The following is a 26480-nucleotide window of genomic DNA, read 5'->3' on the forward strand; positions in this document are numbered from 1 at the left end:
TTTGATTTACAAATTACTTGAATTAATTAATGGCTCTAGTTCTTTAATTACCGATGTCAATGTTAACGGTTCAATATTATCATCGCTCATTATAGAAACATGTTGAGTAATATCCATATAAACTAATAAACGATTTAAATCATCATTTATTAAAATATCGGAATTTTCATTTTTTTTAAGCTGCCATTGTTCCCAAATAACTATTTTTTCCGCATCGTCAGGTTTCCTAAAACGCCCCTTTGATACAGTTAAATCTTTAAGTTTCCTTGAGCAACTAATATCAGATGTTGATAATCCAAAATATTTATTTAAAATTTCTATAGATGCGCCTAGTGAATATGCTTTATCAATAATATGACTTCTTTCTTCAAATTCTTTTGCTCTTGCCAATACAACATCAAATAATTTTGTATTTATGGTAACTTGTATCAACAGCACTGGTGAGTTTGCAATATAAGTAATTTGTGAATAACTCAATTCTTTCATTTGCTTTAAATGTTCAATAGTAAATCCCATTTCAATTAATGACTGAATTTTTCCTTCATTAATAAAATTATGGACCATATTCAGGATCGCTAAATTTATATTGTTACTGACACTTACCATAATATGCCTCATATTTAATGTTGTTGGTTTAAAAACTCGTTATAAACTCGGAATAAACGAATAATTCGTAAAAATTTAATCACTACAAAATCATTGAATTCAGTGATTAAACAATATAGGCTAGCAGTTTTTTCAGTTGGTTCTGTAAGTAAGGATGATAACAACTCATATGCTATGCATTTTTTACGATCAGCTTCGTCTTCAATAGTAAGCTTGTTAAACGCAATGACGGGTAATTTTGATTTGTCATTCTCATCAATTGAAAATGCAAAAGATTCTTTATTAATTCTTAGCTCATCAAATATATCAAGTACATGCCCTGCTATATCTCGAAAAACATATTCATAATTAGTAGCTTGTTCTGGCAATTTCCATAAATCTAAAATAGGTGTTCTTTCTGTTTTACCATAAGTATTTAAATTAGCACTGAGGCTGTATGCATGTGGATTAATTTTTGCTAAATCTGTAGATTCAATTATTTCTTTTATAACTGAGTTAACATCAGTTCCGTCATGTACAGTAATATCGCCACTCGGTGAAACAGTATAAGAGGGTTCAGGATCATCATCGGATATTATTGTTGGATTTATCTCTTTTTTAAATGAAATTTGGCCAACTTTAGTAGATTGTTGGCTATTAACATCAGTTTCAGATGAAAAATCCTGTTGCAATTCATCTTTTTGTATTGCAGCAACTTTCAATGTATCTACTTCACCTTGTTCAGTATTAGCGTCATTTTTGCTAACATCGATTGGTGACAAGTTTTTCTTTATCCCTTTATGTTTTTTCTCTTCTAATTCAAATTCAAAAAGCTGATAGCTTATGTCCAGCAATTTTGCAAAATAACCAAACATCTCGTCTTGCAAACGGTCATAACTAAATAATTCGGGATCATAATCAAATTCACTTAATACTAAATTAAAACCTTCAACAAAAGCATTGTCATCATCATATTTTTCCGAACGTTTATATATATCCGAACATATACTTCTTAACATTAAAATTTTTTCTATTTGATTTCGACTCAATCCCAATTTCAGGATCTCCGGTATGTAGGGATACAAATAATCAACTGTATTGAGCATTTTAGTGATTAATACATAAGAAATAGGATACCCGTGATTTTTTAACCTTTCACTTAACTCTCGTGAAGAAAGTGTTTTGCCAGCTTCTTCTTCATACAAAACTTTACTCCTAGCAACGCCCAATGCTTTTTCTATAAATGTATAATCATTACGAAGTCCATTTTCGGTTAAATGTCCAACAATAGATTTCAGCTCTCCCCCCCAGGGGCGAAAAAGACAATTAATTGTATAAAAGCGTTTATCACCAGTTTCATCATACAATTCCTTCAAAATTTGTAATCGTGTATTTCCTCCATCTGAAATTACATACCCTTCCTCTCCTGGCATTTTTGTAATTACAGGTGCATTATCAAGTCCTTTTTTGCGAATAGATTCTTTAATATCTTCATATAATTCATTTTTTTTCAAGCGTGGTAATACCTTGCTAGGTCTTAATTCATCTAGATTTACTCGCATAGGCATTTCATTCAATGTAATTTTAGTGGTCGCCCGATCACCGTCGGGAAAACCTGTAGACATACGTTCACGCATAACGTCTACAGATGATTTTTGTTCTACCATCATATTAATATATTCCTTAAACTAAATTTTGATAATGCATATATGGCCCATCAAATTTGACTACTACTTTACCTGTAGCAGCATTACGAGCTTTGGCCACAATTAATTCACCTGTTCCTTTACATTCACTGTTTTCGTTATAGACTTCATCTCGATATAACAATATTACTGTTGTCGCATCTTGCTCAAGACTGCCAGATTCTTTCAAATCAGACAAAAGAGGATGTTTATCAGAACGAGATTCAACTGAACGGTTTAATTGTGAAAGCAGAACTAAGGGAATATTGAAATCCTTACAATGAATTTTTAGTTGTCTACTAATATTGCTCACTTCAACAGCACGATTTTCATTGTTTTTTTCACCTGATGACATTAACTGCACATAATCAACTGCTACAAATGTTGGTTGACCATATAAGCGTATATAACGCTGAACTTTACGTCTAAAAATACTAGGAGTTAAATGCGCATTATCATCAATAATAAGAAATTTTTTTAACTTCAATAAAATTGCAATTGCTTGAGAAATTTTTCCGTAATCACTATCGTCAAGATTTTTATTCTTTATATCGATAAACGGTACATGAGCTAATGCAGCTAATAATCGCAACATTAATGATTGTGAATCCATTTCTAAACTAAAAACAAAAATAGGTTGTTTAGGTAAATTTGGATTGTCATTAAGCGCTATTATTTGGTTGTATATCATTGAAATAAGAAACGCGGTTTTCCCCATAGAAGGCCTTGCTGCAATAATCGTAATCTCTTTGGGTTCCAACCCACCTATTTTAGAATCTAAGTTTTTAAAAAATGTTGGAATAAATGGAGAGTGTTCTGTTTCCAAAAATGTCATAAGATTACTCAACATTGCGGGTATAAGTTGCTCATCTTGATTATCTATGGCATGTCCCAGCTGAAAAAGTTCGGATTCAGTTTTTGCTATAATCTGATTACTGCTATCTGAATCACTAAATGATGCTTTTGAAAGATTTTTTATCAATGTTTTCGCAATATTATTAGCACTACGAGCTTTTGTATAATTACGTAAAATTGATACATAGTACTTATAATTTGTTGCTCTTGGTGTATCTCTAGTTAACTCAGCTAAATATGCTAACCCACCACAGCTCCTAAGTTTTTCTTCGGAAAGAGCCTGAGATACTGTCAAAATATCAGCATTCTTACCCTCTTGTATTAAAGAGACTATAGCATCGAAGATCAATTTGTGTTGTGGTATATAAAAATCATCCACTTTTATTTCAAATGAATCATCGATACTGCTATTATCGATTAATAATGCACCTAATACAGATCGCTCAGTATCATTAGAATAAAATTGCTTATTCATATAATCACCTTAATATTTATTAAAAACAGGAATAAAATGATTAATGAGTAATTTCAATTTTCATAAATTCGTCAAACTTTAACTTGTACTTCGGCAATAGGTGTTGACACAAATAATAAATATCTTCTTTGATACTTTGAGCCTGTGCTTTTGTTATTTTATAAGGGTGTTCTACTTTATTTGTTGGTTCGGTATAATGCTGAAACGCTGCTATACCAAGAGATGCAGCAACTTTGTAACTATTTTTCTTTTTAATATCTTTATCTAAAACAGTAATTTGAAAAGGTAGCTGTGACAGAGATTTGATTTGTTGGTTAAAGAGTTCTTTTATACGACGGCAATCGTTATTTTCTTCTACTCGGTTAAAAAAAGTATAGACGGGCGGTAATACAATGCCGTAATCAGTGAAAGGAATCAAACTTCTAAACAAATTAGAAATAGTACCACGTAGGTATTCTCGAACGCCTGGCATGGAAGGATCTAGCGGAGATAAAACCACATCAGAAGCAAGTACTGCCATGTTAACAGTTGGATCAATTGTTCCTACAGTATCAATGACTATAACATCATACTCACTTTTGAGAAGTTTTAAGCATGATTTTAGACGTATAATACCGTCGGCCGAAGCGTTTAAATGTGAAACGATTTCTTGTCTAACGCTGTTTGATGACATAACATCTAAATTTTTTGTTGTCGTCGCAGATATTAGTTTATCTAAATCTGTTTCATGCATTATAAGAAATTCATAAACGCCAAATGGCGCTTCTTTTTGCAATGGAAAATATGAACAAGCTGTTGGCTGCTCTAAGTCAAAATCTAATAATAATGTTTTTAAACCTGAATGAGCTATAAAAGCCGCAATATTAACCGCTGTAGTAGATTTGGTAGAACCGCCTTTCGTATCGGCTATAGTGATAACTGTTGCATTTTTTTTCATGATATTAACCCTTAAAAAATTAAAATTTATTAAACATTAAAATCATGATATTGATGGTGGCCCCTACTGGACTTGAACCAGTGACCAATCGATTATGAGTCGACTGCTCTGACCAACTGAGCTAAGGGGCCATTTATATGTGCTACTGACTTAGTAGGGTTGCGATTATAATAGAGTTAAATGAAATTTGCTATAGTTAAATTAATAAAATAGGTTGATTCGCTTATTTATTAAGCTTTATTTTATTGAATTTTGTTCAGTTGTAAGATCTGATATTTTTTGTTTAATTATCCTGCTACAATAGTTGGGTCTATTTTTGTTGCTTTATTGGTTGAGGGAATATTATGTCATTAAAAAAATTATTACTTATTAGTACAACCATTTCAACAGCATTTTTTTTAAATGCTTGTAGTGGTTCTAACTATCAACCTACGGCTGGAGGTAGTCAAGTTCAGTTTATTGATACTAAACCTTCTGCAAACTGTCAATTTTTAGGTAAAGCAGAGGGGCATCGTAGTACTTTCTTTTCTGGTTTAAAAACCCACAGTGAGCTTATTCGTGATGCCGCATCTGAACTCAGAAATAATGCAGCGGCAATGGGCGGTAATATAATTTATAATGCGCAAGATGCCTCACAACAATATATTTCTGATATTGCGCCAATGGATGCTGTCATGGTCGGTGATGTTTATAGCTGCAAATAAGAGTCAGTTTAATAAAAAAAGGGAGATCTTATTCTCCCTTTTTTTGATCAAATTCAAACTTTACTTAGCCATGTTGTTTTTCAAATTGCTTCATAAAATCAATTAAGTAATTCACACCCTCAATATCCATTGCATTATAGATCGATGCTCGCATCCCACCAGCAATTCGGTGTCCTTTAATGCCAATAATGTTCACCTGTGTTGCTTCGCTTACAAATTTTTTATCGAGTTCTTCATTTGGTGATAAGAAGGTGACATTCATTATTGATCGATTAGCTGGTGCAATTGTATTACGATAAAAATCAGATTGATCGATAAATTGATAAAGCAATTGCGCTTTAGCTTGATTGAGCTTTTGCATTGCGTTCAATCCACCAAGATTTTTAATCCATTTAAAGACTAATCCTGACATATACCAAGCAAACGTTGGAGGTGTATTAAACATCGAATCATGATCTTGCAAAATTTTGTAGTCTAACACCGATGGTAAGATTTTTTGCGCATAACCAATAAGATCCTCACGAACAATAACAATTGTAATACCTGATGGTCCAATATTTTTTTGCGCACCCGCGTAAATAATGCCATATTTACTGACATCAATTGGTTGCGATAATATGCAAGATGAAAAGTCAGCCACAACTGTTTTTTTGCTAAAATTTGGCTCTTCAAAAATTTCAATACCATCGATAGTTTCATTTGGACAGTAGTGTACATAAGCAGAATCATCGCTTAACTTCCATTCAGACATAGGTTTAACAGAGGTTATACCTTGTTCTTTTACAACCACATTTTGTTCTTTTATTCGACAATACTTACTGGCTTCTTTGGCGGCACATTGGCTCCAATATCCGCTATTTATATAATCAGCGATGGTTTTATCACCTAAAATATTTAATGGTACTGCCGCAAATTGTGCTCGAGCACCTCCTTGGCAAAACAAAATTTTGTAATTTTGGGGTACATTTAATATTTCACGCAGATCTTCAGTCGCTTCAATAGCACACGCATCAAAATCTTTGCCTCTATGGCTTAATTCCATCACAGAAGCATCGGTATTATGCCAATTTAATAGTTCATTTTGTACTTGTTTTAATACATCAGCCGGTAATTTGGCTGGACCAGCACTAAAGTTATAACTTTTACTCATTACAATTCACTTCAATCCATTTAAAAAGGAATCCTATTTTTACATTCTCTTAAAATATATACAATCAGATTATTTGTAAAACTATTTGTTTAATAGTCAGATTTGTATAAAAATGCCGACTGGTTGTCGGCAAAGTATCAGATAATTAGGAAAATTAATTTAGGTATCAGGATAACTGCTCTTTAGCATTTTCGATAGCAGTTTGAATTTGTTTTGGTGATACACCGCCTTTAGCTGAGCGTTTTGCCAGACAAGATTCTAACGATAGTGCTTCATAAACATCTTTATCTATAACTGGGCTAAATAATTTTAATTCTTCTAATGAAAGTTCTTCCAAGGCTTTTTGTTTTGCGATAGCTGCAACAACAACTTCACCAACAATGTGGTGAGCTTCACGGAAAGGTATACCTTTAGCGACTAAATAATCAGCAAGTTCAGTTGCATTTGAATAACCTTGTTTTGCTGCTTCTTGGCAATTTTCATAATTAAGTTTAATGTCTTTTAATACTAAAGCTGACATATCTAAACATTCTTGCCATGTATCGAGAGCATCAAATAAATGTTCTTTATCTTCTTGGAGATCTTTATTGTAAGCCAAAGGCAGACCTTTAAACGTCATCATAGCGCCAGTCAATGCTCCAACCACTCGCCCTACTTTACCGCGAATAAGTTCTAATGCGTCAGGATTTTTCTTTTGTGGCATAAGTGAAGATCCAGAAGTTACCCGATCGGATAATTCAACAAAATTTGCTTCACCACTATTGAAAATAATAAGGTCTTCAGCAAAACGTGATAAATGCACCATACCAATTGAAGCATTGTTAAGTAATTCTAGTATATGATCACGATCAGATACCGAATCTAAACTATTATTGGTTGCACGAGCAAAACCAAGCCAATGTGCTAGCTCTTCGCGATCCATTGGATATGCCGTACCGGCTAATGCCCCAGATCCTAAAGGGCTGACATCCAACCGTTTTAACGTATCTTGTAATCGACTTATATCTCGTGTCAACATTTCAAAATAAGCTAAGCACCAATGTGCAAAAGTAATCGGTTGGGCGCGTTGTAAATGAGTGTAACCAGGCATAACGGCATCTTGATATTGTTCTGCTGTTGTAACCAGTGCCTGACGTAGATGATTAATCGTATTAATTAATTGCGATATTTCAGCCTTGCACCATAACTTAAGATCGGTGGTGGATTGATCATTTCGGCTTCGACCGGTATGTAACTTTTTACCCAAATCACCAATTTTTTCTATTAAGTTTTGTTCTACCCAACTGTGAATATCTTCCGCATCACTATGTAAAATCTGCTGCGGATTTTGTTGGACTGAGTTAAGTAATTCATTTAACGCTTTTTCAAGTTTTTTTTGTTCATCATAAGACAAGACATTAACGGTAACCAATGCTTTTGACCAAGCAATTGATCCAATGATATCTTGCTCTGCAAGACGATAGTCAAAGCGCAATGAATCATTAAATTGCTTAAATCGCTGATCTGCTGCTTGGCTAAAACGCCCACCCCATAATGCCATATTTACCTCAATACTCTCTTTGATTATTTGTATTACGATTTTTAATTATCGTTGTGAATGCGTTATATTTTTATAATAAATCTAAATTTAATCAAGCATAAAAGCAATATATACAGGACATTGCCTGTATATATTCGTTACTTTATTCATTTTAACGACGATTCAGAAATTACTTTTTCTCTTTCGCTTTAGATTTTTTTGACTTTAGTTGTCGTTTTTTCCTTTATTATCGATTTTAGTTGCAGTTTTTTTGCTCTTTTTACTAGGCTGTTTTTGTTTTTCTTTATTTATAGCACGAATGCGTGATGATAATGAGAATAAACGAATAAATCCACCTGCATGGCTATGATCGTAAACTTCATCTTCACCAAATGTAGCAAATTCTTCACTGTACAAGCTATTAGGTGATTTCTTTTGTACAGCAGTTGCATTACCTTTATAAAGTTTAACCACAACTTCACCAGTCATATCTTCGGCTAAAACATCAGCAGCAGCTTGGATTGAACGACGATAAGGAGCAAACCAACGACCATCATAAACAACATATGCCATTTCTAAGCCCAATTGTTCACGCCATTTGAAGCTATCACGATCTAAAATTAATTGCTCTAAACCTCGTAAAGCGGTCATCATGATGGTTCCACCTGGAGTTTCATAACAACCTCGAGACTTAATGCCAACCAAACGATTTTCAATGATATCGACACGACCGACACCATGTTTGGCACCAATTTTATTTAATGTTGCTACGCAGTTATATGGAGATAATTGTTTTCCATTTACTGAAACGACTTCACCTTTTTCAATACCGATAGTAACCAATTCTGGTTTGTTTGGTGCATCTTCTGGTGATACAGTCCAAGCCCAGCAATCCGCATTAGATTGATTCCAAGTGCTTTCAAGAACACCGCCTTCTGTAGAGATATGCCATGCATTTTCATCACGACTGTAAATTTTTTCAACTGTTGCTGTGGTTGGAATTTTACGAACTTTTAAATAATCAATTAAAGCTTCACGCGAACGTAAATCCCATTCACGCCACGGGGCAATTACTTTAAGTTGTGGTGCAAGAGCTGTATAAGTTGTTTCAAAACGAACTTGGTCATTACCCTTACCCGTTGCTCCATGACAAAGTGTATCTGCACCAACTTCTAAAGCATATTCAACTTGAGCTTTAGCAATAATTGGTCGAGCCATTGAGGTACCTAGATAATAAGTACCTTCATATAAGGCACCCGTTTTTAATACCGGATAAACATAATTTTTGACAAATTCTTCTCGTAAATCGACAACTTTACAAGCTATCGCACCTGATGCCTTAGCCTTTTTTTCAACATCTTTTAATTCTTTTGGATCTTGACCAACATTAGCCACAAACGCATAAACTTCACATCCCCCATAGTTCTCTTTTAACCAAGGAATAATCGCTGATGTATCCAAACCACCTGAATAAGCCAATACCACCTTGTTTGTTTTACTCTTTTTCATGCTATACCCTTTTTATAATAACTAACAATAATTAAATGAGCTAAAGTTTATATACTTTCAATATGTTAAAAATTATTAACCAGTCTAATATGCTTTTTGTATTTTATTTAAGCAATAATTCTTGTGCCAGTTATACCTGAATTTCCATTAAATAATTCAATTAATTTATCGGATTGCATCCAACTTGCAATATCAATTGGTCGCCCTAATACTTTTGCCGCCTCAAAAGCTGAATTGACTTTAACAATCATACCATCTGTAATTACGCCGTTTGCAATGAGTTGATCGGCTTGCGATTGGGTTAAAGATTCAATCAGCTGTTTGTTTTCATCAAAAACACCAACCACATCAGAAAGCAAAATTAAATCCGCATTCAAAGTTTTGGCTAAAGCTACCGCAGCATGATCAGCATTGACATTCATCATTTGTCCATTTTCAGTAATGCCAATTGAGCTAATAATAGGTAAGTAGCCTGCATTTACTAATAAATTGATCAAAGTCGGATCACCGGCTCTAGCTTCACCTACGTAACCTAAGTCTTCAGAGATTTGTTTAACTTCAACACTGTTACCATCAGCTAAGCACAGTCCAACAACTGCTATCTGTTGCTTTTTTGCTTCTGATAATAATCGGGTATTTGCACTACCAGCAAGACTACCAACAATTACATCAATTTGGTCAGCAGGTGTAACACGTAAACCATTACGGCGAACAACTGGCATGGATAAGCGGTCCATTAATGAATCAACAACGCTACCCCCACCATGAACAATGATTAATGATCGACGATAATTTTTTTTATAGTTAGAAATAATAACGAATAAATTATTTAAAGCATCTTTGTTATCAAGTATTACACCGCCAAGTTTTATAATTAATGGTTTCATTTCTATTTCCTATTAGTTTTAATTTTGGATGTTTATCCAAAATTTGATTTGCTTACCTAAACATCAAAATAACGATGTGGTTTGCTCATAATCAAAACGAATATTCATACATTGAACAGCTTGAGCTGCAGCACCTTTTAATAAATTATCTTCAACCGAAATTAGAATCAAATGACGATCGTTTAGAGCAAAACCAATATCACAATAAGGTAGGTCGATCACTGCTTTCAAAGCAGGCCAATCTTTTTCATAAACTCTAACTAATGGTTTATCTTTATAGTATTTATTTAATGCATTAAGGATATCTTGCGAGGTAACACCCTCATTAACTCGACATGTAATAGTGGCATGAATGCCTTGTTTGAAACAACCTAAATGAGGTATAAAAATAACCTGTTGACCTAAATGGGTGGCAATTTCGGGTTGATGGCGATGAGTAAACAGTCCATAAGCATGTAGGCTTACCTCACAAAAACTGTTATTATTTGTCGATTTTCGACCAGCACCACTCACGCCACTAACCGCATTAATTACTGGCCATTGAGTATTATCTAATAAATTTTCTTCAATAAGAGGTTTAAGCGGTAATTGTGCGGCGGTAGGGTAACAACCAGGTACAGCTATTAATTGTGCGCGTTTTATCTTTTCATGATTCCATTCAGCCAAACCATAAACAGCTTTATTTAGCCATTTCTGATGTTGATGAGTGAAACCGTAATAATCAGTATAAAACTTAGGAGAATTAACGCGATAAGCACCAGATAAATCAAAAACAGTACAACCCTGTTCTAAAAAATAAGGAGCAATGGTATGACTAACAGAATGTTCTGTTGCTAAAAAGACGATATCAACATCATTGATATAGCTCGAATAATCAGATGTGGCTATAAGCGGTAGGTCTATTATCCCCTTTAATTGTGGATATAACTCATTATCAGAAATAAGTTTACCGCCGTCTTGACTGTTTTGCGATACTGTTAAAGCGATTAACTCAATATGTGGATGCTTATTTAAATAATAAGCTAATTTTGCACCTGCATAACCACTCGCTCCAACAATAATTGACTTCAACATGTCTATCCTAATTTATTTCAATGCAACAATGTTATATATAGTAGGTTATTTATCAAATCTGCACAAGCAAAAAATGAATTTTTATTCACTTTTTATGAATTTATTTTCAACTGACGCTATTGATATTAAGGAAAATGCATAGTAAAAAAATTAGACAAAAAAACAAGTTAGCTATGCCTACCATTAACCATCAGCAGGCATAAAAATGAATAGGTTACTTCAATTGATTTGCTGATTTTAATATCGCTATAAGCAGTTCCCAATATCGAATAACACTCTGGATATTTACTTTTTCATCTGGAGAATGGGGTGAAACAATTGTTGGACCGATTGATATCATATCCATATTTGGATAAGTTTGTTTAAATAATCCACATTCTAGTCCAGCATGTATCACCATAATTTTCGCTTTTTGTGAGAATATCTCGTAATATTTATCTTTAGCCAATTGTAAAAGACTCGAATTCAAGTTCGGCTCCCAACCCGAATATCCTCCACTGATTTCATAATTGGCATTGGTTAATTGACTGAGCGATATTAACGTTGAGACTACTGCATCTTTTGCGCTATCAATTTGTGAACGAATTAAATAATGCGTATTGAATTGGTTTTCAACAATATTGACAATACCTAAGTTCAGTGAAGTTTCGACAATACCATGTAACTGATCGCTCATACGTACCACCCCATTAGGTGCAGTATGCAAAAAATGAATAATTTTATTTTGATGTTCTAGGGTTAAAACACGTTTAACTTCATCGGAAGTTACTTCTGAAAAATTTATCTGTATCGAAGGTTCTACGTGCCCTAATTCATTATTTAAGGTTGTTTGATATTGTTTTACAATAGATTCAAGTTGAGGTAAATCTTGTTTACTCAAAGTGATTTGAGCAAAAGCTTCTCTAGGGATGGCATTACGCAACGAACCGCCCTTTATATCCGCTAATCTAAATGAAATATCTTGCGCATATTCAGCTAAAAAACGAGCCATTAATTTAATTGCATTACCACGCCCTAAATGAATATCGCAACCGGAATGCCCGCCTTTTAAACCTTTAAGCGAGATATTTACATAACAATCATGTTTTTCTGGAATAACTGCGTAAGCAACGGCAAAAGTTGAAGTAAAGTCAACACCACCTGCACATCCTGTAAATATCTCTCCTTCATCTTCCGAATCGGTATTAATTAGATAATGACTTTTTAACCAATTAGATTGCAGACCAAATGCTCCATGCATACCCGTCTCTTCCGACGTTGTGACTAAAACTTCAATAGGACCATGTTCAATAGTGGGATCGATTAACACAGCTAAAGCAGAAGCTAATCCTACACCATTGTCTGCACCTAAAGTTGTACCTTTCGCTTTCACCCATTCACCATCAACATAAGGTTGAATTGGATCAGTAGTAAAATCATGAACGGTTCCTTCATTTTTTTGCGGTACCATATCCATATGAGCTTGTAGTGCAATAGATGGACAGTTTTCCATGCCTTTAGTTGCCGGTTTAGTTAATAAAATATTACCAACTTTATCAAGTTCACAGTGAATGTGATGAGTATTTGCAAAATCGACAATATATTTAGTGATCATTTGTTCATGATGAGATGGATGTGGAATTTTACAAATATCATTAAAAATCTGCCAAATAGAATTTGGCTTTAAAGTAGAAAGCATAATTTAACCTCAATATTGTCTCAGTAATAAATTAATAAGTAGTTTTTTTTGTGTAATCACATTATAATAAGGTGCAATTTTACATCTATTTTTAGTCCATTAATATTAATTTATTAAATTCGTATATTCGATTAAAATTGCAGGTTACTCATGTCAATAGAACAAACTTTAACAGAAGAAGAAATCAAAGCTCAAAAACAGCATAAAGCCGAACTTATCGCTGAAAAAGAAAAATTTAATGTCACTTGGGAAATGTTACAATCTTACGGGCGCCAACTATCCAAACGATTGTTACCTGCAAACCAATGGAAAGGTATCATTGCTGTCAGCCGCGGAGGATTAGTACCTGCTGCTATCTTGGCTCGTGAATTGAGTATTCGTTACGTTGATACGGTGTGCATTTCAAGTTATGATCATGATCATCAACGTGAAAAACTAATTTTAAAACAAGCAAATGGCGATGGTGAAGGCTTCATTGTTGTTGATGATTTAGTCGACACTGGCAACACCGCACATACTATCCGTGAAATGTATCCCAAAGCTCGTTTTGTTACCATTTTTGCTAAACCCGCTGGTAAACCGCTTGTTGATGATTATATTGTTGACATTGAGCAAGATACTTGGATTGAGCAACCTTGGGATACAGGTGTAATGTTTGTTAAACCGATTAGCGATCATCAATAAGGATATTTAAAACGATCATGACTACTACCGAAAATTTATCTGCTCAGATATTTAAACCACAGTTTGATTATCCTGAGACATCAACGCTGATTAAACGTATAGATAGTAGTGACGGTAGTAGTATTAGTCCTTTAGATGGTGAAATTGATTCAAGATGGTATCGGATCATTAATCCTTTTTTATGGTTTTGGCGAGGATTACCCAAATTAGAAGTTGAAGCGCTTTTGTCCAAAATTGCCGCTTCAACAAAACGTCACACCAATGAAAAGTGGTTAGATACAGTTATCGGTTATCAATCGGGAAATTGGGTTTATGAATTTTTAAATCAAGCTGCATTGTGGCAGTCTAAAGCTGATTTAATAGATAAAGAAAACTTTAGGGACGAAGATAGAGTTAATTTACATAATTATTTTCTTATCGCTAGTGAATATTCCAGCATTGCCAGTTACCCACATTTTAAAAATGATGAACTAGCTATGTATGCACAAACTTGTGCTTATCAAGCTTATTTAAAAGCGCTTAACTATTCTCCTTTTACAGTCAAAGAGCTGGAATTTAAAATTGAGAATCGTCGTGTTAAAACATTGTTGCACTTACCAAAAACAGACAGCACTTGCCCTGTTGTATTCATATGTAATGCTTTGGGCAGTTTACAAATTGATTATTATCGTTATTTTAGAGAATATTTAGCTCCTCGTGGATTTGCTATGTTAACGGTTGATCTACCGTCTGTCGGACATAGTCGTCATTTTGCTTTAAATCAAAATAGCAGTAAAATTCATCAAGCAATATTAGAACAACTTTCATCGGTTCCATGGGTTGACAATAGTCGCGTTATTTTAGCCGGATTTCGATTTGGATCCCATCTTGCAACACGGTTAGCTTATGTGATGCCAAATAAGATTAAAGGGTTATTTAACTTTACACCTTTTGTTCATCAAATTTTTGTAGATAAAGATTTGCAAAAGAATCTACCAGTTATTTACAAAGATATGTTGGCCAGTCGCCTTGGTTTACCTTCCATATCTAATGCACAATTAGCGGCCGAATTAAATTACTTTTCACTCAAAAATCAAGGATTATTAACTCATGCTTGTCCTGTTCCTGTCATGAATATTATTGTTGAAGATGATTTTTTAAGTAATGTGAATGAAGCAAAATTGATTCGTTCAGTTAAACAAAATAAATTAGTAACCATACATAAAACACCATTACAAAAGAGCTTGCATGATGGGTTGACTCAGTCTGTAAAATGGATGGAGTCAATTGTGTAAGACCTGATTTAAAATAAGAGTATATTATGACCATTAAAAAACAACAAACTGTCGTTGTTAAATTAGGTACCAGTGTTTTGACGGGTGGTACCAAACAGTTGGATCGTGCACAAATTGTTGAACTCATCAGGCAATGTGCTATTTTACATCAAGATGGACATAAAATTATTATTGTTACATCAGGGGCTATTGCCGCAGGTCGTGAATATCTTAATTATCCGACTCTTCCTAATACCGTTGCCTCAAAACAGCTACTTGCATCAGTTGGTCAAAGTAAATTAATACAACTTTGGGAACAACTCTTTTCTATCTATAAAATTTATATTGGTCAAATGTTATTAACACGTGCCGATCTTGAGGATCGTGAAAGATTTTTAAATGCACAAGATGTTTTAAAAGCCATGTTGGACAATCACATTATACCCATTATCAACGAAAATGATGCAGTGGCAACGGCTGAAATTAAAGTGGGTGATAATGATAATTTATCTGCTTTAGCAGCTATTTTAGCGGAAGCCGACAAATTGATCTTATTAACGGATATTGCAGGTTTATTTACCGCAGATCCAAGATCAGATAAAAATGCTAAATTAATTCATGAAATCAATCATATTGATGATAAGTTACGTAGTATAGCTGGAGATAGTGTTTCTGGGCTTGGTACTGGTGGAATGGGCACCAAAGTACAAGCTGCCGAAGTAGCAGGAAGTGCTGGGATTGAGGTTATTATTGCAGCAGGTAATAAACCTAATGTCATTATTGATACGGTAAACAACCAATCGGTTGGTACACGTTTTATCCCGCCAAAAACTCCTTTAGAGCATCGTAAACATTGGTTATTTGGTGCACCAAAAGCTGGTAAAGTTTTGTTAGATGATGGTGCAGTAAATGCTATTTTAAATAATGGCAGTTCACTTTTGCCCAAAGGAATTTTACAAGTTGAACAAAATTTTTCTCGTGGTGAGGTTATTGATATTTGTGATAAATCAGGCAAAAGCATAGCTCGTGGAGTAAGTCGTTATAATAGCGATGCATTAAAACAGATTGCCGGACATCATTCACAAGAAATCAGCCAAATTATCGGTTATGAATATGGTTCTGTCGCCGTACATCGTAATGATATGATTATAAAATAATAAATTATTAATATAAAAATAAAGAATGGAATCACAACAGCAAATAATAAAAAAACATTATGCGCTGAGTTTTTGATAACCATCAACAGTGATAGAGTCATTTAAATCATTATCATATTAACATGACCAGAAATAAAATAGTCATGAATCACAATGATTACAACCCCTTTATTAGATCTTATTTTTAGTATAGGATGGTTTATATGGTCATTGGTTAAGATTTTATATTCTCCATAATCAGCTCTTCTAAAAGATGATAAAACATGATTTTTGAAGATATAAAATCCAATCGAAATAACAAATATGTGTATATAAATTTATTACATTGCAATAAATAAGACAGAAAACAGATTGAAAATCTACAGATTTTGTTTCAATAATATTATTAAATTTAAACTGTTAGATACTTTACATGCTTCTCTGAAAGAGAATGAAACATTGACCAATGAGTGGCTGAAAGAAAAAATACAAATTCAAATACATATCTTGTATTTTTTCACCTGATAATGAATAGGTATTTGGGTTTATATCATTTATTTTTTATGTAAAGTTAATCTCTTTAACTAAAAAAACAATTATCCGTTGTATTTGAGTAACCGGTTTTTTCTATTATACATAATACCGTATTCAATGAAGGAATTTTTTAGGTAACTTCAATTTATTTAAAGAAATTTGTGAATCAAATTAATAAAGGTTAAAAATGATAGTTCAAATAGGAAAAGAGGCGAAACTTGCTTCTTATCAATTAGCACAATGCTCTACTACGATTAAAAATAAAGTGTTAGCTGTTATCGCCGATTTATTAGAAAAACACAGTACAACAATTCTTGCCGCTAATGAAAAAGATATCCTAATAGCCAAAGAACAAGGATTAAATGAAGCGATCTTAGATCGATTATTGTTAACATCACAACGATTATCCTCAATTGCCAATGATGTGCGAAAAGTCATTTCATTAACCGATCCTGTTGGTCAAATTATTGATGGAGCCACTTTAGAAAATGATTTAAAGTTACAACGTTATAGAGTCCCATTAGGTGTTATAGGGGTAATATATGAAGCTCGTCCTAATGTGACTATTGATATTGCCACACTCTGTCTTAAAACGGGTAATGCAGCTATTTTAAGAGGGGGTAAGGAAACCATTCATACCAATCGTGCAACCGTAGCAATTATCCAACAAGCATTAGAGCATGTAGGTTTGCCTAAAACAGCAATACAATTCATTGATAATCCCGATCGCAAATACATCAATGAACTTCTTAAACTTGATAAATATGTTGATATGATTATTCCTCGTGGAGGCGCAGCTTTACACAAACTGTGTCGTGAACATTCAACCATACCTGTTATCACCGGCGGAATTGGCGTTTGTCATATTTTTGTCGATGAAAGTGCTGATTTTGATAAAGTATATCCAATCATTTTAAATGCTAAAACGCAACGCCCTAGTACTTGTAATACCTTGGAAACATTGTTAGTACATACCAAAATTGCCAATACATTTTTACCAAAACTTAGTCAAATTATGGCTGACAACCATGTTATATTACATGCCGATACTGATGCATTCAAAATTTTAGAAACGGGCGTCGCAAATGTGTTCCCTGTTGAAGAGGAAGAATTACGTCAAGAATGGCTATCAAAAGATTTGAATATAGTCATTGTCGATTCACTTGAATTTGCGGTTGGGCACATTCGTGAATATGGCAGTGGTCATTCAGAAGCCATCTTAACACGTGATTTAGCGAACGCTGAAAAGTTTGTCCATTTAGTCGATGCTGCGGCTGTTTATGTCAATGCATCTACTCGTTTTACCGATGGTGGACAATTTGGTTTAGGTGCTGAAGTTGCGGTTAGTACACAAAAATTACATGCTCGTGGACCTATGGGGCTTGAAGCATTAACCACGTATAAATGGATTGGTTATGGTGATGATTTGATTCGTCAATAACGACAATCAAGGTAACTGTTCGGCATATCCGAACAGTTTTACTTAGTTTAGGTTAATCAAAATTCCGCATCAATAATGCATAATTTAAATCAATATCTTCAGCAATAGGAATATAAACAATATGTCCATCCCCTAATCCAGCAGGTACAGGTTGCCCTTTCTTATTTTCCATACGTTCAATAATAAAAGTCTTATTACCTTTCGGTGTCATCATTTCCACACTGTCACCCACTGAAAATTTATTTTTAACAATGATTTCAGCCAAACCATTTAAACGCTCTCCACTAAACTCACCAACAAACTGTTGTCTGTCTGATACTGAATGGCTATGCACATAATTTTGCATGTCTTCATGTTTGTGACGACGTAAAAATCCTTCCGTATAACCACGGTGAGCTAAAGACTCAAGCTCGGTTAATAGGCGTGGATCAAAAGGTTTTCCTTCACTTGCTGCATCGATTGCTTGACGATACACTTGAGCGGTCCTAGCACAGTAATAAAAAGATTTAGTACGACCTTCTATTTTTAATGAATGTACTCCAATTTTAGTTAAATCACCAACTAATTCAACTGCTCTTAAATCTTTGGAGTTCATGATATAAGTGCCATGCTCATCTTCATAAGCCTGCATATATTCGCCAGGACGTCCAGATTCTTCCAGCATAAACACTTTATTCGTAGTGGAACCTATACCTAAAGTTGGTTCTCTTTGTTGAACTGGGATCGGTTCACATTTATGCACGATTTGCCCTACTTCATCTTCTTTGCCTTCCGCAATTTTATATTCCCAGCGGCAAGCATTAGTACAAGTACCTTGGTTTGAATCACGTTTATTGATATAACCAGAAAGCAAACAACGTCCAGAATATGCCATACAAAGCGCACCGTGAATAAATACTTCCAGTTCCATTTCCGGTACTTTTTCGCGAATTTCAGCAATTTCATCCAGTGACAATTCACGTGATAACACCACTCGTGTTAATCCAATTTTGTGCCAAAATTTTACAGTAGCCCAGTTTACCGCATTCGATTGTACGGATAAATGAATTTCCATTTCAGGGAAATGTTCACGAACCAACATAATTAAACCCGGATCGGACATGATAAATGCGTCTGGCTTCATGTTGACAATGGGTTCTAAATCGCGAATAAAGGTTTTTAATTTAGAATTATGTGGGGCGATATTAACAACAACATAAAACTTTTTACCTTGCGCATGTGCTTCGTTAATGCCTATGGCTAAATTTTCATGATTAAATTCGTTATTTCGAACACGTAAGCTATATCGAGGTTGTCCGGCATAAACCGCATCTGCGCCATAAGCAAACGCATAACGCATATTTTTAAGGGAACCAGCAGGAGAAAGTAACTCTGGTTTTGCATATAAAAGTGTCATTCAAAAATGCCTCTGATTTCAAGTCAGTATTACTGTATGTAATAGGTTAAGCAAAAATAGGTTGGCATTTTACGCTTAAGCCTTGCGATTGGCAAATTTATTGTATCAACAATGTAGGCCACACAAAGCTTATTTGCATCAATTGGATGTTAAGGTTGCTTAATATGATCAAATTGTTAATAGTTTAATGTAACAGATACGTATTAAATTTTTTAATTTTTTATTTATATAAAAATTCTTCTGATTTTATTCTTCAATAAAAATCTTATAGAAATGAATTTAGTTATAATCAAATAAGTGATAAAAGCAATGCTATTAGCTGTATTAGTTTTAACTAACATTGCATGATTTCAAACTTACCACTTTTCTTCATCACTATTGAGTAATGGTAAATATTCTTGCCAGCGATATTCTCGAATCGGCATTGGATTTGCCTCATCAAAATAGAGTACTAATGCTGGCTTTATGCCATTCCAATTTTCAACAAACTCATACCCAACTAAATGGCCATCCTTAATTAACTTTTTTGCTTTCGCATGATAATTAAAATAACTCATAATAGACCCTAATAAAAAATCTAAGAATTAAATGAAATCTGCATATGATTTGCTTAATAGTTATTCTTTTTCACTTTCATTGGTAAAAAATCACGCAATTGTTATCCCCAAAAAAACTGAATAAATTTGTGGATAAAGAAGGTAAATCATTTAAAAAAATGATTTTATTATGCAGATCAATCTTTAGCCAGAATTCACTCATCGTGAAATTTCCATCATTGCTTTTTTGTTTGAAGAATTTGCTGATAATTTGACCATATTTACCACATTTGTCATTGAATAAAACTACAATTTTAACTATTCTTTGTAAAAAATATTCAGGAGTCTATACCGTTTCATTTTCTTTTTTCACTTTCATTGAATTTATAACTATAAATCATATTAATAAACGGCTACTGAGTTTAAATGCATTCTGTTAGTAGATCTCCTTTTACATCATGCAAATACATTTCCATTCATTTTTATTGTCTTGGGTTTTATGGATGCTTTTGCTTGTTCTTTGTTATTTCGACAACCTAAAAAACAGTTTTATAAAAATAACCGATAATTAAATGAATTGTATTGATACAATTTTCCATTATTTTGTTCTCTTGCCAAAGAGGTTTGGCATATTAGACTTTAAAAGTTTTCAATAGCAATACCTTTGTTTTAGTAAAACTGACGTTTTTTACTCATTTCAAAAGAGTTAACGCATCTAAATCATTTGTTGTTGAACGTTATTATTACGAGTAAAGGTAACAGTCATAACTTTTGGGGTAAAATAATATAAGATGCCGGTCTCTGTTGTTCAGACTTTTTATGGTTAGGCAATTATTTTGCAACTTTGATTACTAAAATGATTATTTTTCATGTTTTGTTATTTGTATTGTTCTTTTAATACTCAGTTACACACATGATAAAAAATTCTGACGACTTGTAAATGATTTTATTTACAATAAAAAATTTAAGAAAACGAATAAAAAGGCAAAGACAATTAAGAAATGACGTTTTTCGAGTGATAATAAAACCAATAAAAAGCCTCATTTAGACAGGCTAAATGAGGCTTTTTGAATCCATTGAAAGACTTACTGCACACCTGGAATGGTATATTCCATAATGAGTAGTAAAGTAGGTAAAATAAAGATTGATAAAACTGTTGAAGCAAAGAAAATGCTTGATGCATGTTCTTGTTCAACATTCCAGTTATAAGCCAAAATAACCGCTGTTGATGCCGTTGGCATTGCAAGTAAGAAGACTAACTCTTCTGCTTCCATTCCTGTAATACCAAATAAATGTACAGCAATTAAAGCAACAATTGGTGTAAAGAAGCTTTTTAAAACCACATTGATCATAAGTGGTTTTGTCATTTTTAATTTCACACCATAAATACCTACACCCACCGCAATTAACGAGATAAAGTTACAAGCATTAGACATGATATCAAAGGTATTAAATATAAAGTGTGGCATCCAAGTGGTACCATCTGTTACACTCACAATTAAACCAAGGATAACGCCTAAGAACATTGGTTTCATAAGTGAACTTTTTACTGCACTAAAAACCATTCCACCCGTTACTTTACCACCTGATATTTTGGTGTCACATAATTCTAATAGAAAAATAGTCATAGGAATTAATGACAATGCCACAACAAAGTTAGCAACTGCAACAGAAATTGTGGATGAGGCACCTAACATTAAAGTTAAGAATGGAACACCCATTCCCCCCATATTTGGGAAACAGCATAACATTGAACTCATGGCAGTTGATTTTAGATCTTTATGTAAAATGTATTTATTAACTAAAAAACAAACAATCCATAAAAATGACATTGTGCAGAAAAAAGCAATCATCCAAATACCATTGAATATTTGCGATGGTTTAGCATGCGATGTATGCACAAATAGTAATGCTGGGAATACAAAGTTAGATACAAGTCCTGATAACAACTTTTTAGAATCTTTTGTAAATATTCCTTGCTGTACACACAACCAACCAAGAAAAATAAGTAAAAACACCGGAAGACAAGAACTTACTACTTGCCCAACTGCAGACCAGATCAGATTCATTTTTTTAAAACTCCTAAAATAATATTACTTGAAATACAAAATCGGTAATTGTTCGGTAACTTTTGATTAGATATTATTTTTTAGACCGAGCTAAAGCGGATAACAAAGCTGAATATATTTATTACATGTAAAAGTGCATGTTTGTTTTTTGAAATTTTATATTGCTAAATGCTGTTTTACATGATGTAAGCTTAACTGAATACATTGTTAATATGTCAACCTTTGTTATTTCAAATGGAAAATACTGTAAATTGCGCGGTATTATACTTATTCTTTTTTAACTTGTGTGAAGCAAGATCCACTAGCTCTCTTAAAAAGATCAAAAAACCATTCAATTTTGATTGAATGCCCCTAAATAACAAAGTTTTATTTGATAAAAATCAATGAATAAGATCATTCAGAAAACGTGTGTTAAATTATGGTAAAAGTTAATTTAGCCATTAAACCTTTTATTTTAATATTTTTTAATGCGATTTGTAAACAACTAAACACTGCTAATTTTATAGTTAACAATATGATTTAAATCGTTTATATAAAGGTATAACAATGTCACTTGACTGCTGCTCTTTATATTATTCAAATAAATAATTAACATAATAGATAGTGAATTATGTTTTCAAAATATCAATGAATGATTAATTCAATGTAAGTAATTTATGTAACCTGACAAAATCGATACGATTATTTGGACTATTTTTAAGTTAAACCCTATTTATATTTGCCCTGCTATTTTTAATCCTATAAAAATCGAAAAGACCGATAATTTTTGTTGAGACTTAACAATTATTGCTTTTTTGTTCAATTTCAATTTTTTTACAGTCGAAATTTTTTGAATCAATCACTTTATACTGTATATTTATACATGTATTCGTTTTTTACTATCTCTATAACACACAAAATAGATTTATAGGATAATTTTAAGGAGAACATACTTGCGTAATAATTGTATTGTACTTGGCATGGTTAATGCTGCCGATAAAAATTACTTAACTTTAATTGATACACCAGTAAGAGCTGGATTTCCTTCCCCTGCTGATGATTATTTGGAAACTAAACTTGATTTGACTGAACATTTAGTAAAGCATCCTAGCGCAACATATTATATTAAAGCCGTAGGCGATTCTATGATCGATTATGGTATTTTTAGTGGTGATTTATTAGTTGTTGATCGTTCCTTAGAGCCTAAGATGGGTGACATTGTAATTGCTGCAGTTGATGGTGAATTAACATGCAAATGTCTCGGAATATTTGACGATCAACATCATTTATTATCAGGTAATTCTCTTTATCCACCCATTCCCTTAATAGGCAAAGATGTGCATATTTGGGGCATTGTTATACATACTATTCACTCATTACGAAAAAGAGCGCATGTATGATAGGTTTAATTGATTGTAATAACTTTTATGCCTCATGTGAGCGCGTTTTTAATCCTAAATTAGAAGGAAAACCCATTGGGATTTTGTCCAATAATGATGGCTGTGTCATTGCTCGTTCAAATGAATTAAAACCATTAGTACCTATGGGGATGCCGGCTTATCAGATCCCATCTAAAATTCGTAAACAAATAATTTTGCTCAGTTCAAACTATGAACTCTATGGTGATATGAGTCAGCGAGTCTTTGATACTGTACAAAATCATACTCCTAGTATTGAGCTCTATTCTATTGATGAAGCCTTTATTCAATTAGATGGATTTGCGGATATGACAGCACATTGTTTAAACATAAAAAATATTGTAAAACGAGATACAGGCATTCCTGTTAGTATTGGTATTGCGCCCACTCGAACATTAGCAAAGTTAGCTAATCATATAGCAAAAAAACACGCTATTTATCAAAATGTTTATTGTTTACCTACAGATGAAAAATTACAAAAAAATTTATTAAAAACCTTTCCCGTTAATAACATTTGGGGTGTTGGTCGACATATTGCAAACAAATTAAACAGAATCAATATTGATACTGCATGGGACCTGCGCCAAGCCAATATAAAATATATTAGAAATAACTTTTCAGTAACGCTAGAACGAACAGTATTAGAATTACAAGGAATTAACTGCATTGAGTTAGATGACCTAGCCGCTCCGAAGAAAAACATCATGATATCACGCAGTTTTGGTCGTTTAACAAGCGCACTATTTGATTTACAAGAAGCGATTCGTCTGCATGCAAGCCGTGCAACTGAAAAACTTAGACAACAACAATCTGTCGCTAGTGCTATTCTTGTCTTTTTAAAAACTGATCGCTTTTGTGTCAATTCAAATCAATATCATCCATCAATTGTTGTACCACTTTCTTTTCCAACGGATGACTCACGATTAATTATTCACGCAGCACAAAAAGGGTTGCTGGCAATATATAAACAAGATCTTTTATTTATGAAATCAGGGGTAATGTTGCTGGATCTGAAAAATAAAAACGGGCATTTCCAACCAGATTTTTTTACTACATCGTTGACAAATCCATCACTGCATAAAAATGATAAACTTATGAAGACAATTGATATAATCAATCAAAAAATGGGGAAAAATACGATCCAATTAGGAGGAATACAAAAATCTGCTCCTTGGCAGATAAAACGTGAATTATTAAGCAAACGTTATACTACTCATTGGAATGAATTGCCATTGGTGAAATAAATAACTAAAAATAATAACCGTTATTATATATAATAAGTAAAAGAGTAACATATATTCTAGCGATGGATATTGTATATCCTTAATGAGTGACCACAACATAAGAACGGATTGATTAGGATGAAAAATACAGAATTAGAAATAGAAAGACTCAAAACTTTAAGTACTACATTGAATCATAAAAAATGTGTTTCCACTTATAAATCAATAAAACAACAGGATCTCTCTAATATACCTATATTAAAACCCCTGCTTGTTGTTGTATTAAATGGTTGTAAAATCGTTGGTAATGAAACTAAAATCGCGTGCAATGTAGGTAATTTTGTTTTTTTTACCGATGTACAAACAATGAGTATGCGAAATATCCCTGCCAATACCAATTATCTTGCGGTACTCGTTGAATTTGAATTTTCTGATTTTGATAATAACTTAATCAATAATAACACGAATAAATCTGAAATATACACATTTGGTAAAGCTAATAGCGCTTTATACAAATGCATATCTCAACTGGTTGAATGTTTAGATTGGGCAACAGAAGATATATTAGAAAACCGAAGAAAAGAGATCATCAACTTATTGATTAGTTCAGGATATCAAAATTTAGCTTACCTCCCCAGTCAAAAAGAAACAACCCAAAAAGTTATCGAAATATTTAAAAGAAACGACAATAAAAAAATAACTATAGATGACGTGAGCAAAGAAATCTGTATGAGTAAAGCGACACTATATCGCAAATTAAAGTTTGAAGGGGAAAATATCCAAAAAATAAAAGAAAAAGTGTTAATGGGACGAGCGCTTCACTTATTACAAACATCGAGCCTTTCAACAGAACATATTGCCACAATGGTTGGGTATTCATCCACAGCTCGATTTTCTCAACGATTTAGAGCCTATTTTGGATTATCACCAAAAGAATTAAAAAATACCAAACGAAATTAATCGTTTTTTTATATAAAAATTCCCATTAAATTGGGAATTATTTTAGAAAAATATACGATTTTTCGTATGAAGCCACTTCAAATAGCAATTTTTATCACTTTAATATATCGGTATTTTTAAGATGAATTATCAAGTACAAATTGATAACTGGAACTCAGTTATCTATAAGTTACTTTATTTTTATGTTGGACTAAGACGATTTATTTTAAAAACAGTTAATATCGATGCTTTATAGAAATAGTACCTGAGAGTTTTGGATTTGTGTAAAAGCGTTAATGGACATTAAAACAACAAAATTGGAGTTTGCAATAATGCCCTCCTTGGCAAAATTGCAAAAATTTTTAGTGATGCCAAATCTTCCATGAGCAATAAGTCAAAAATAACCTTTACTTTTGGTACCACTTAAATCAGATATTTTTATTTAGGACCATTTCTTTTTAGCACTAAAAGTATAAATACTGATTTTTACACTATCAAAATATCCATAAATTGATAGTATAATTGTAAACACTCCATCCCAAACTACTATGATGATATAATTGAATACTCAACCTCATCTGTAATATATGGCTAAATTATAACAAGTAATTATGTAAAAAAAATGACAATTAAATTCATTTTATTAACAAAATATTTCAAATTACTTACACAATATTAAGAATTAAGTTTACTAAGCCGGCATTAGTGGCATGATATAATGAAAAGCTATGATATAGCTTTTCAACATTACTTATTGATAACGATTAAAAACATTCACTTATCTATGTAGTTAGAGGACATAATGGATTGGTTT

Annotated in this window: 20 protein-coding genes, 1 tRNA gene and 1 pseudogene; 8 read left to right on the plus strand and 14 right to left on the minus strand. The window is 33.0% G+C overall.

Translation table 11 applies throughout. The annotated features are described in order from the left end of the window. Positions 1-6: 6 nt before the first annotated feature. From J4T76_RS11425 to J4T76_RS11445, 5 genes are all read right to left on the minus strand, one after another. Positions 7-606, minus strand: coding sequence for an STY4526/YPO1902 family pathogenicity island replication protein (locus J4T76_RS11425; protein ID WP_267347890.1), 600 nt, complete (start codon positions 604-606; stop codon positions 7-9). A gap of 14 nt (positions 607-620) precedes the next feature. Next, complete coding sequence (locus J4T76_RS11430) at positions 621-2255, minus strand: ParB family protein (RefSeq protein ID WP_267355822.1); 1635 nt, start codon at positions 2253-2255, stop codon at positions 621-623. 13 nt (positions 2256-2268) lie between these two features. Further along, positions 2269-3600 carry a replicative DNA helicase gene (locus tag J4T76_RS11435; protein WP_267347892.1) on the minus strand — a complete coding sequence of 444 codons (1332 nt, stop codon included), beginning with the start codon at positions 3598-3600 and terminating at the stop codon, positions 2269-2271. A 40-nt stretch (positions 3601-3640) separates the two neighbouring features. Next, on the minus strand, positions 3641-4537 hold the full coding sequence (locus J4T76_RS11440) for a ParA family protein (RefSeq protein ID WP_267347894.1): 897 nt from the start codon (positions 4535-4537) through the stop codon (positions 3641-3643). A gap of 54 nt (positions 4538-4591) precedes the next feature. After that, a tRNA-Ile gene (locus J4T76_RS11445) sits at positions 4592-4668 on the minus strand. Between the two features lie 213 nt (positions 4669-4881). On the opposite strand from J4T76_RS11445, the gene J4T76_RS11450 reads away from it, so the two are divergent. Next, a complete protein-coding gene (locus J4T76_RS11450; RefSeq protein ID WP_267340866.1) occupies positions 4882-5241 on the plus strand; it encodes a DUF4156 domain-containing protein in 360 nt (119 codons plus the stop codon). 64 nt (positions 5242-5305) lie between these two features. Here the strand turns inward: J4T76_RS11450 and serC are convergent, their stop codons facing one another. The 6 genes and pseudogenes from serC to J4T76_RS11480 all read right to left on the minus strand — a co-directional run bounded on the left by serC (position 5306) and on the right by J4T76_RS11480 (position 13058). After that, positions 5306-6391, minus strand: coding sequence for a 3-phosphoserine/phosphohydroxythreonine transaminase (gene serC / locus J4T76_RS11455; RefSeq protein ID WP_267346136.1), 1086 nt, complete (start codon positions 6389-6391; stop codon positions 5306-5308). Positions 6392-6557: 166 nt separating this feature from the next. Beyond that, on the minus strand, positions 6558-7931 hold the full coding sequence (gene argH / locus J4T76_RS11460) for an argininosuccinate lyase (RefSeq protein WP_267355821.1): 1374 nt from the start codon (positions 7929-7931) through the stop codon (positions 6558-6560). Between the two features lie 270 nt (positions 7932-8201). Further along, positions 8202-9419 (minus strand): annotated as a pseudogene (locus tag J4T76_RS11465) (argininosuccinate synthase); the annotation flags it as partial. 107 nt (positions 9420-9526) lie between these two features. Next, positions 9527-10306: an acetylglutamate kinase gene (argB, locus tag J4T76_RS11470; protein ID WP_267355817.1), complete on the minus strand. Its 780-nt coding sequence runs from the start codon at positions 10304-10306 to the stop codon at positions 9527-9529. A gap of 63 nt (positions 10307-10369) precedes the next feature. Next, entirely contained in the window at positions 10370-11380 is a 1011-nt protein-coding gene (gene argC, locus J4T76_RS11475) for an N-acetyl-gamma-glutamyl-phosphate reductase (protein WP_267340871.1), read from the minus strand. 214 nt (positions 11381-11594) lie between these two features. Further along, positions 11595-13058 (minus strand): aminoacyl-histidine dipeptidase, encoded by a 1464-nt coding sequence (locus J4T76_RS11480; protein ID WP_267340872.1) that lies wholly within the window; start codon positions 13056-13058, stop codon positions 11595-11597. A 252-nt stretch (positions 13059-13310) separates the two neighbouring features. On the opposite strand from J4T76_RS11480, the gene gpt reads away from it, so the two are divergent. The 4 genes from gpt to proA all read left to right on the plus strand — a co-directional run bounded on the left by gpt (position 13311) and on the right by proA (position 18106). Then, positions 13311-13742, plus strand: coding sequence for a xanthine phosphoribosyltransferase (gene gpt, locus J4T76_RS11485; protein ID WP_038518137.1), 432 nt, complete (start codon positions 13311-13313; stop codon positions 13740-13742). A 17-nt stretch (positions 13743-13759) separates the two neighbouring features. Beyond that, positions 13760-15016 (plus strand): esterase FrsA, encoded by a 1257-nt coding sequence (frsA, locus tag J4T76_RS11490; protein ID WP_267346138.1) that lies wholly within the window; start codon positions 13760-13762, stop codon positions 15014-15016. 26 nt (positions 15017-15042) lie between these two features. Beyond that, positions 15043-16152 carry a glutamate 5-kinase gene (proB, locus tag J4T76_RS11495; RefSeq protein WP_267340875.1) on the plus strand — a complete coding sequence of 370 codons (1110 nt, stop codon included), beginning with the start codon at positions 15043-15045 and terminating at the stop codon, positions 16150-16152. Positions 16153-16852: 700 nt separating this feature from the next. Next, positions 16853-18106, plus strand: a complete 1254-nt coding sequence (gene proA, locus J4T76_RS11500) for a glutamate-5-semialdehyde dehydrogenase (RefSeq protein WP_267340877.1) — start codon at positions 16853-16855, stop codon at positions 18104-18106. Positions 18107-18158: 52 nt separating this feature from the next. Here the strand turns inward: proA and trhP are convergent, their stop codons facing one another. From trhP to J4T76_RS11515, 3 genes are all read right to left on the minus strand, one after another. After that, positions 18159-19502: a prephenate-dependent tRNA uridine(34) hydroxylase TrhP gene (gene trhP / locus J4T76_RS11505; protein WP_267340878.1), complete on the minus strand. Its 1344-nt coding sequence runs from the start codon at positions 19500-19502 to the stop codon at positions 18159-18161. A gap of 356 nt (positions 19503-19858) precedes the next feature. After that, a complete protein-coding gene (locus J4T76_RS11510) occupies positions 19859-20059 on the minus strand; it encodes a hypothetical protein (RefSeq protein WP_267340879.1) in 201 nt (66 codons plus the stop codon). A 1064-nt stretch (positions 20060-21123) separates the two neighbouring features. After that, on the minus strand, positions 21124-22107 hold the full coding sequence (locus J4T76_RS11515; RefSeq protein ID WP_267340880.1) for an AEC family transporter: 984 nt from the start codon (positions 22105-22107) through the stop codon (positions 21124-21126). A gap of 932 nt (positions 22108-23039) precedes the next feature. On the opposite strand from J4T76_RS11515, the gene J4T76_RS11520 reads away from it, so the two are divergent. The 3 genes from J4T76_RS11520 (at position 23040) to J4T76_RS11530 (ending at position 25687) form a co-directional block, all read left to right on the plus strand. Then, on the plus strand, positions 23040-23486 hold the full coding sequence (locus J4T76_RS11520; RefSeq protein ID WP_267340881.1) for a LexA family protein: 447 nt from the start codon (positions 23040-23042) through the stop codon (positions 23484-23486). Continuing rightward, on the plus strand, positions 23483-24748 hold the full coding sequence (locus J4T76_RS11525) for a Y-family DNA polymerase (protein ID WP_267340882.1): 1266 nt from the start codon (positions 23483-23485) through the stop codon (positions 24746-24748). The genes J4T76_RS11520 and J4T76_RS11525 overlap by 4 nt, the downstream gene beginning before the upstream one ends. A gap of 117 nt (positions 24749-24865) precedes the next feature. Then, on the plus strand, positions 24866-25687 hold the full coding sequence (locus tag J4T76_RS11530; protein ID WP_267340883.1) for a helix-turn-helix transcriptional regulator: 822 nt from the start codon (positions 24866-24868) through the stop codon (positions 25685-25687). Positions 25688-26480 lie beyond the last annotated feature (793 nt).

The sequence above is a fragment of the Gilliamella sp. B3022 genome, assembly GCF_028751545.1.
Lineage (GTDB): Bacteria > Pseudomonadota > Gammaproteobacteria > Enterobacterales > Orbaceae > Gilliamella.

Excerpts from the sequence above, each read along its gene's own strand:
- J4T76_RS11425 (WP_267347890.1), bottom strand. The coding sequence starts at position 606 with ATGGTAAGTGTCAGTAACAATATAAATTTAGCGATCCTGAATATGGTC.
- J4T76_RS11430 (WP_267355822.1), bottom strand. The coding sequence starts at position 2,255 with ATGATGGTAGAACAAAAATCATCTGTAGACGTTATGCGTGAACGTATG.
- J4T76_RS11435 (WP_267347892.1), bottom strand. The coding sequence starts at position 3,600 with ATGAATAAGCAATTTTATTCTAATGATACTGAGCGATCTGTATTAGGT.
- J4T76_RS11440 (WP_267347894.1), bottom strand. The coding sequence starts at position 4,537 with ATGAAAAAAAATGCAACAGTTATCACTATAGCCGATACGAAAGGCGGT.
- J4T76_RS11450 (WP_267340866.1), top strand. The coding sequence starts at position 4,882 with ATGTCATTAAAAAAATTATTACTTATTAGTACAACCATTTCAACAGCA.
- serC (WP_267346136.1), bottom strand. The coding sequence starts at position 6,391 with ATGAGTAAAAGTTATAACTTTAGTGCTGGTCCAGCCAAATTACCGGCT.
- argH (WP_267355821.1), bottom strand. The coding sequence starts at position 7,931 with ATGGCATTATGGGGTGGGCGTTTTAGCCAAGCAGCAGATCAGCGATTT.
- argB (WP_267355817.1), bottom strand. The coding sequence starts at position 10,306 with ATGAAACCATTAATTATAAAACTTGGCGGTGTAATACTTGATAACAAA.
- argC (WP_267340871.1), bottom strand. The coding sequence starts at position 11,380 with ATGTTGAAGTCAATTATTGTTGGAGCGAGTGGTTATGCAGGTGCAAAA.
- J4T76_RS11480 (WP_267340872.1), bottom strand. The coding sequence starts at position 13,058 with ATGCTTTCTACTTTAAAGCCAAATTCTATTTGGCAGATTTTTAATGAT.
- gpt (WP_038518137.1), top strand. The coding sequence starts at position 13,311 with ATGTTACAATCTTACGGGCGCCAACTATCCAAACGATTGTTACCTGCA.
- frsA (WP_267346138.1), top strand. The coding sequence starts at position 13,760 with ATGACTACTACCGAAAATTTATCTGCTCAGATATTTAAACCACAGTTT.
- proB (WP_267340875.1), top strand. The coding sequence starts at position 15,043 with ATGACCATTAAAAAACAACAAACTGTCGTTGTTAAATTAGGTACCAGT.
- proA (WP_267340877.1), top strand. The coding sequence starts at position 16,853 with ATGATAGTTCAAATAGGAAAAGAGGCGAAACTTGCTTCTTATCAATTA.
- trhP (WP_267340878.1), bottom strand. The coding sequence starts at position 19,502 with ATGACACTTTTATATGCAAAACCAGAGTTACTTTCTCCTGCTGGTTCC.
- J4T76_RS11510 (WP_267340879.1), bottom strand. The coding sequence starts at position 20,059 with ATGAGTTATTTTAATTATCATGCGAAAGCAAAAAAGTTAATTAAGGAT.
- J4T76_RS11515 (WP_267340880.1), bottom strand. The coding sequence starts at position 22,107 with ATGAATCTGATCTGGTCTGCAGTTGGGCAAGTAGTAAGTTCTTGTCTT.
- J4T76_RS11525 (WP_267340882.1), top strand. The coding sequence starts at position 23,483 with ATGATAGGTTTAATTGATTGTAATAACTTTTATGCCTCATGTGAGCGC.
- J4T76_RS11530 (WP_267340883.1), top strand. The coding sequence starts at position 24,866 with ATGAAAAATACAGAATTAGAAATAGAAAGACTCAAAACTTTAAGTACT.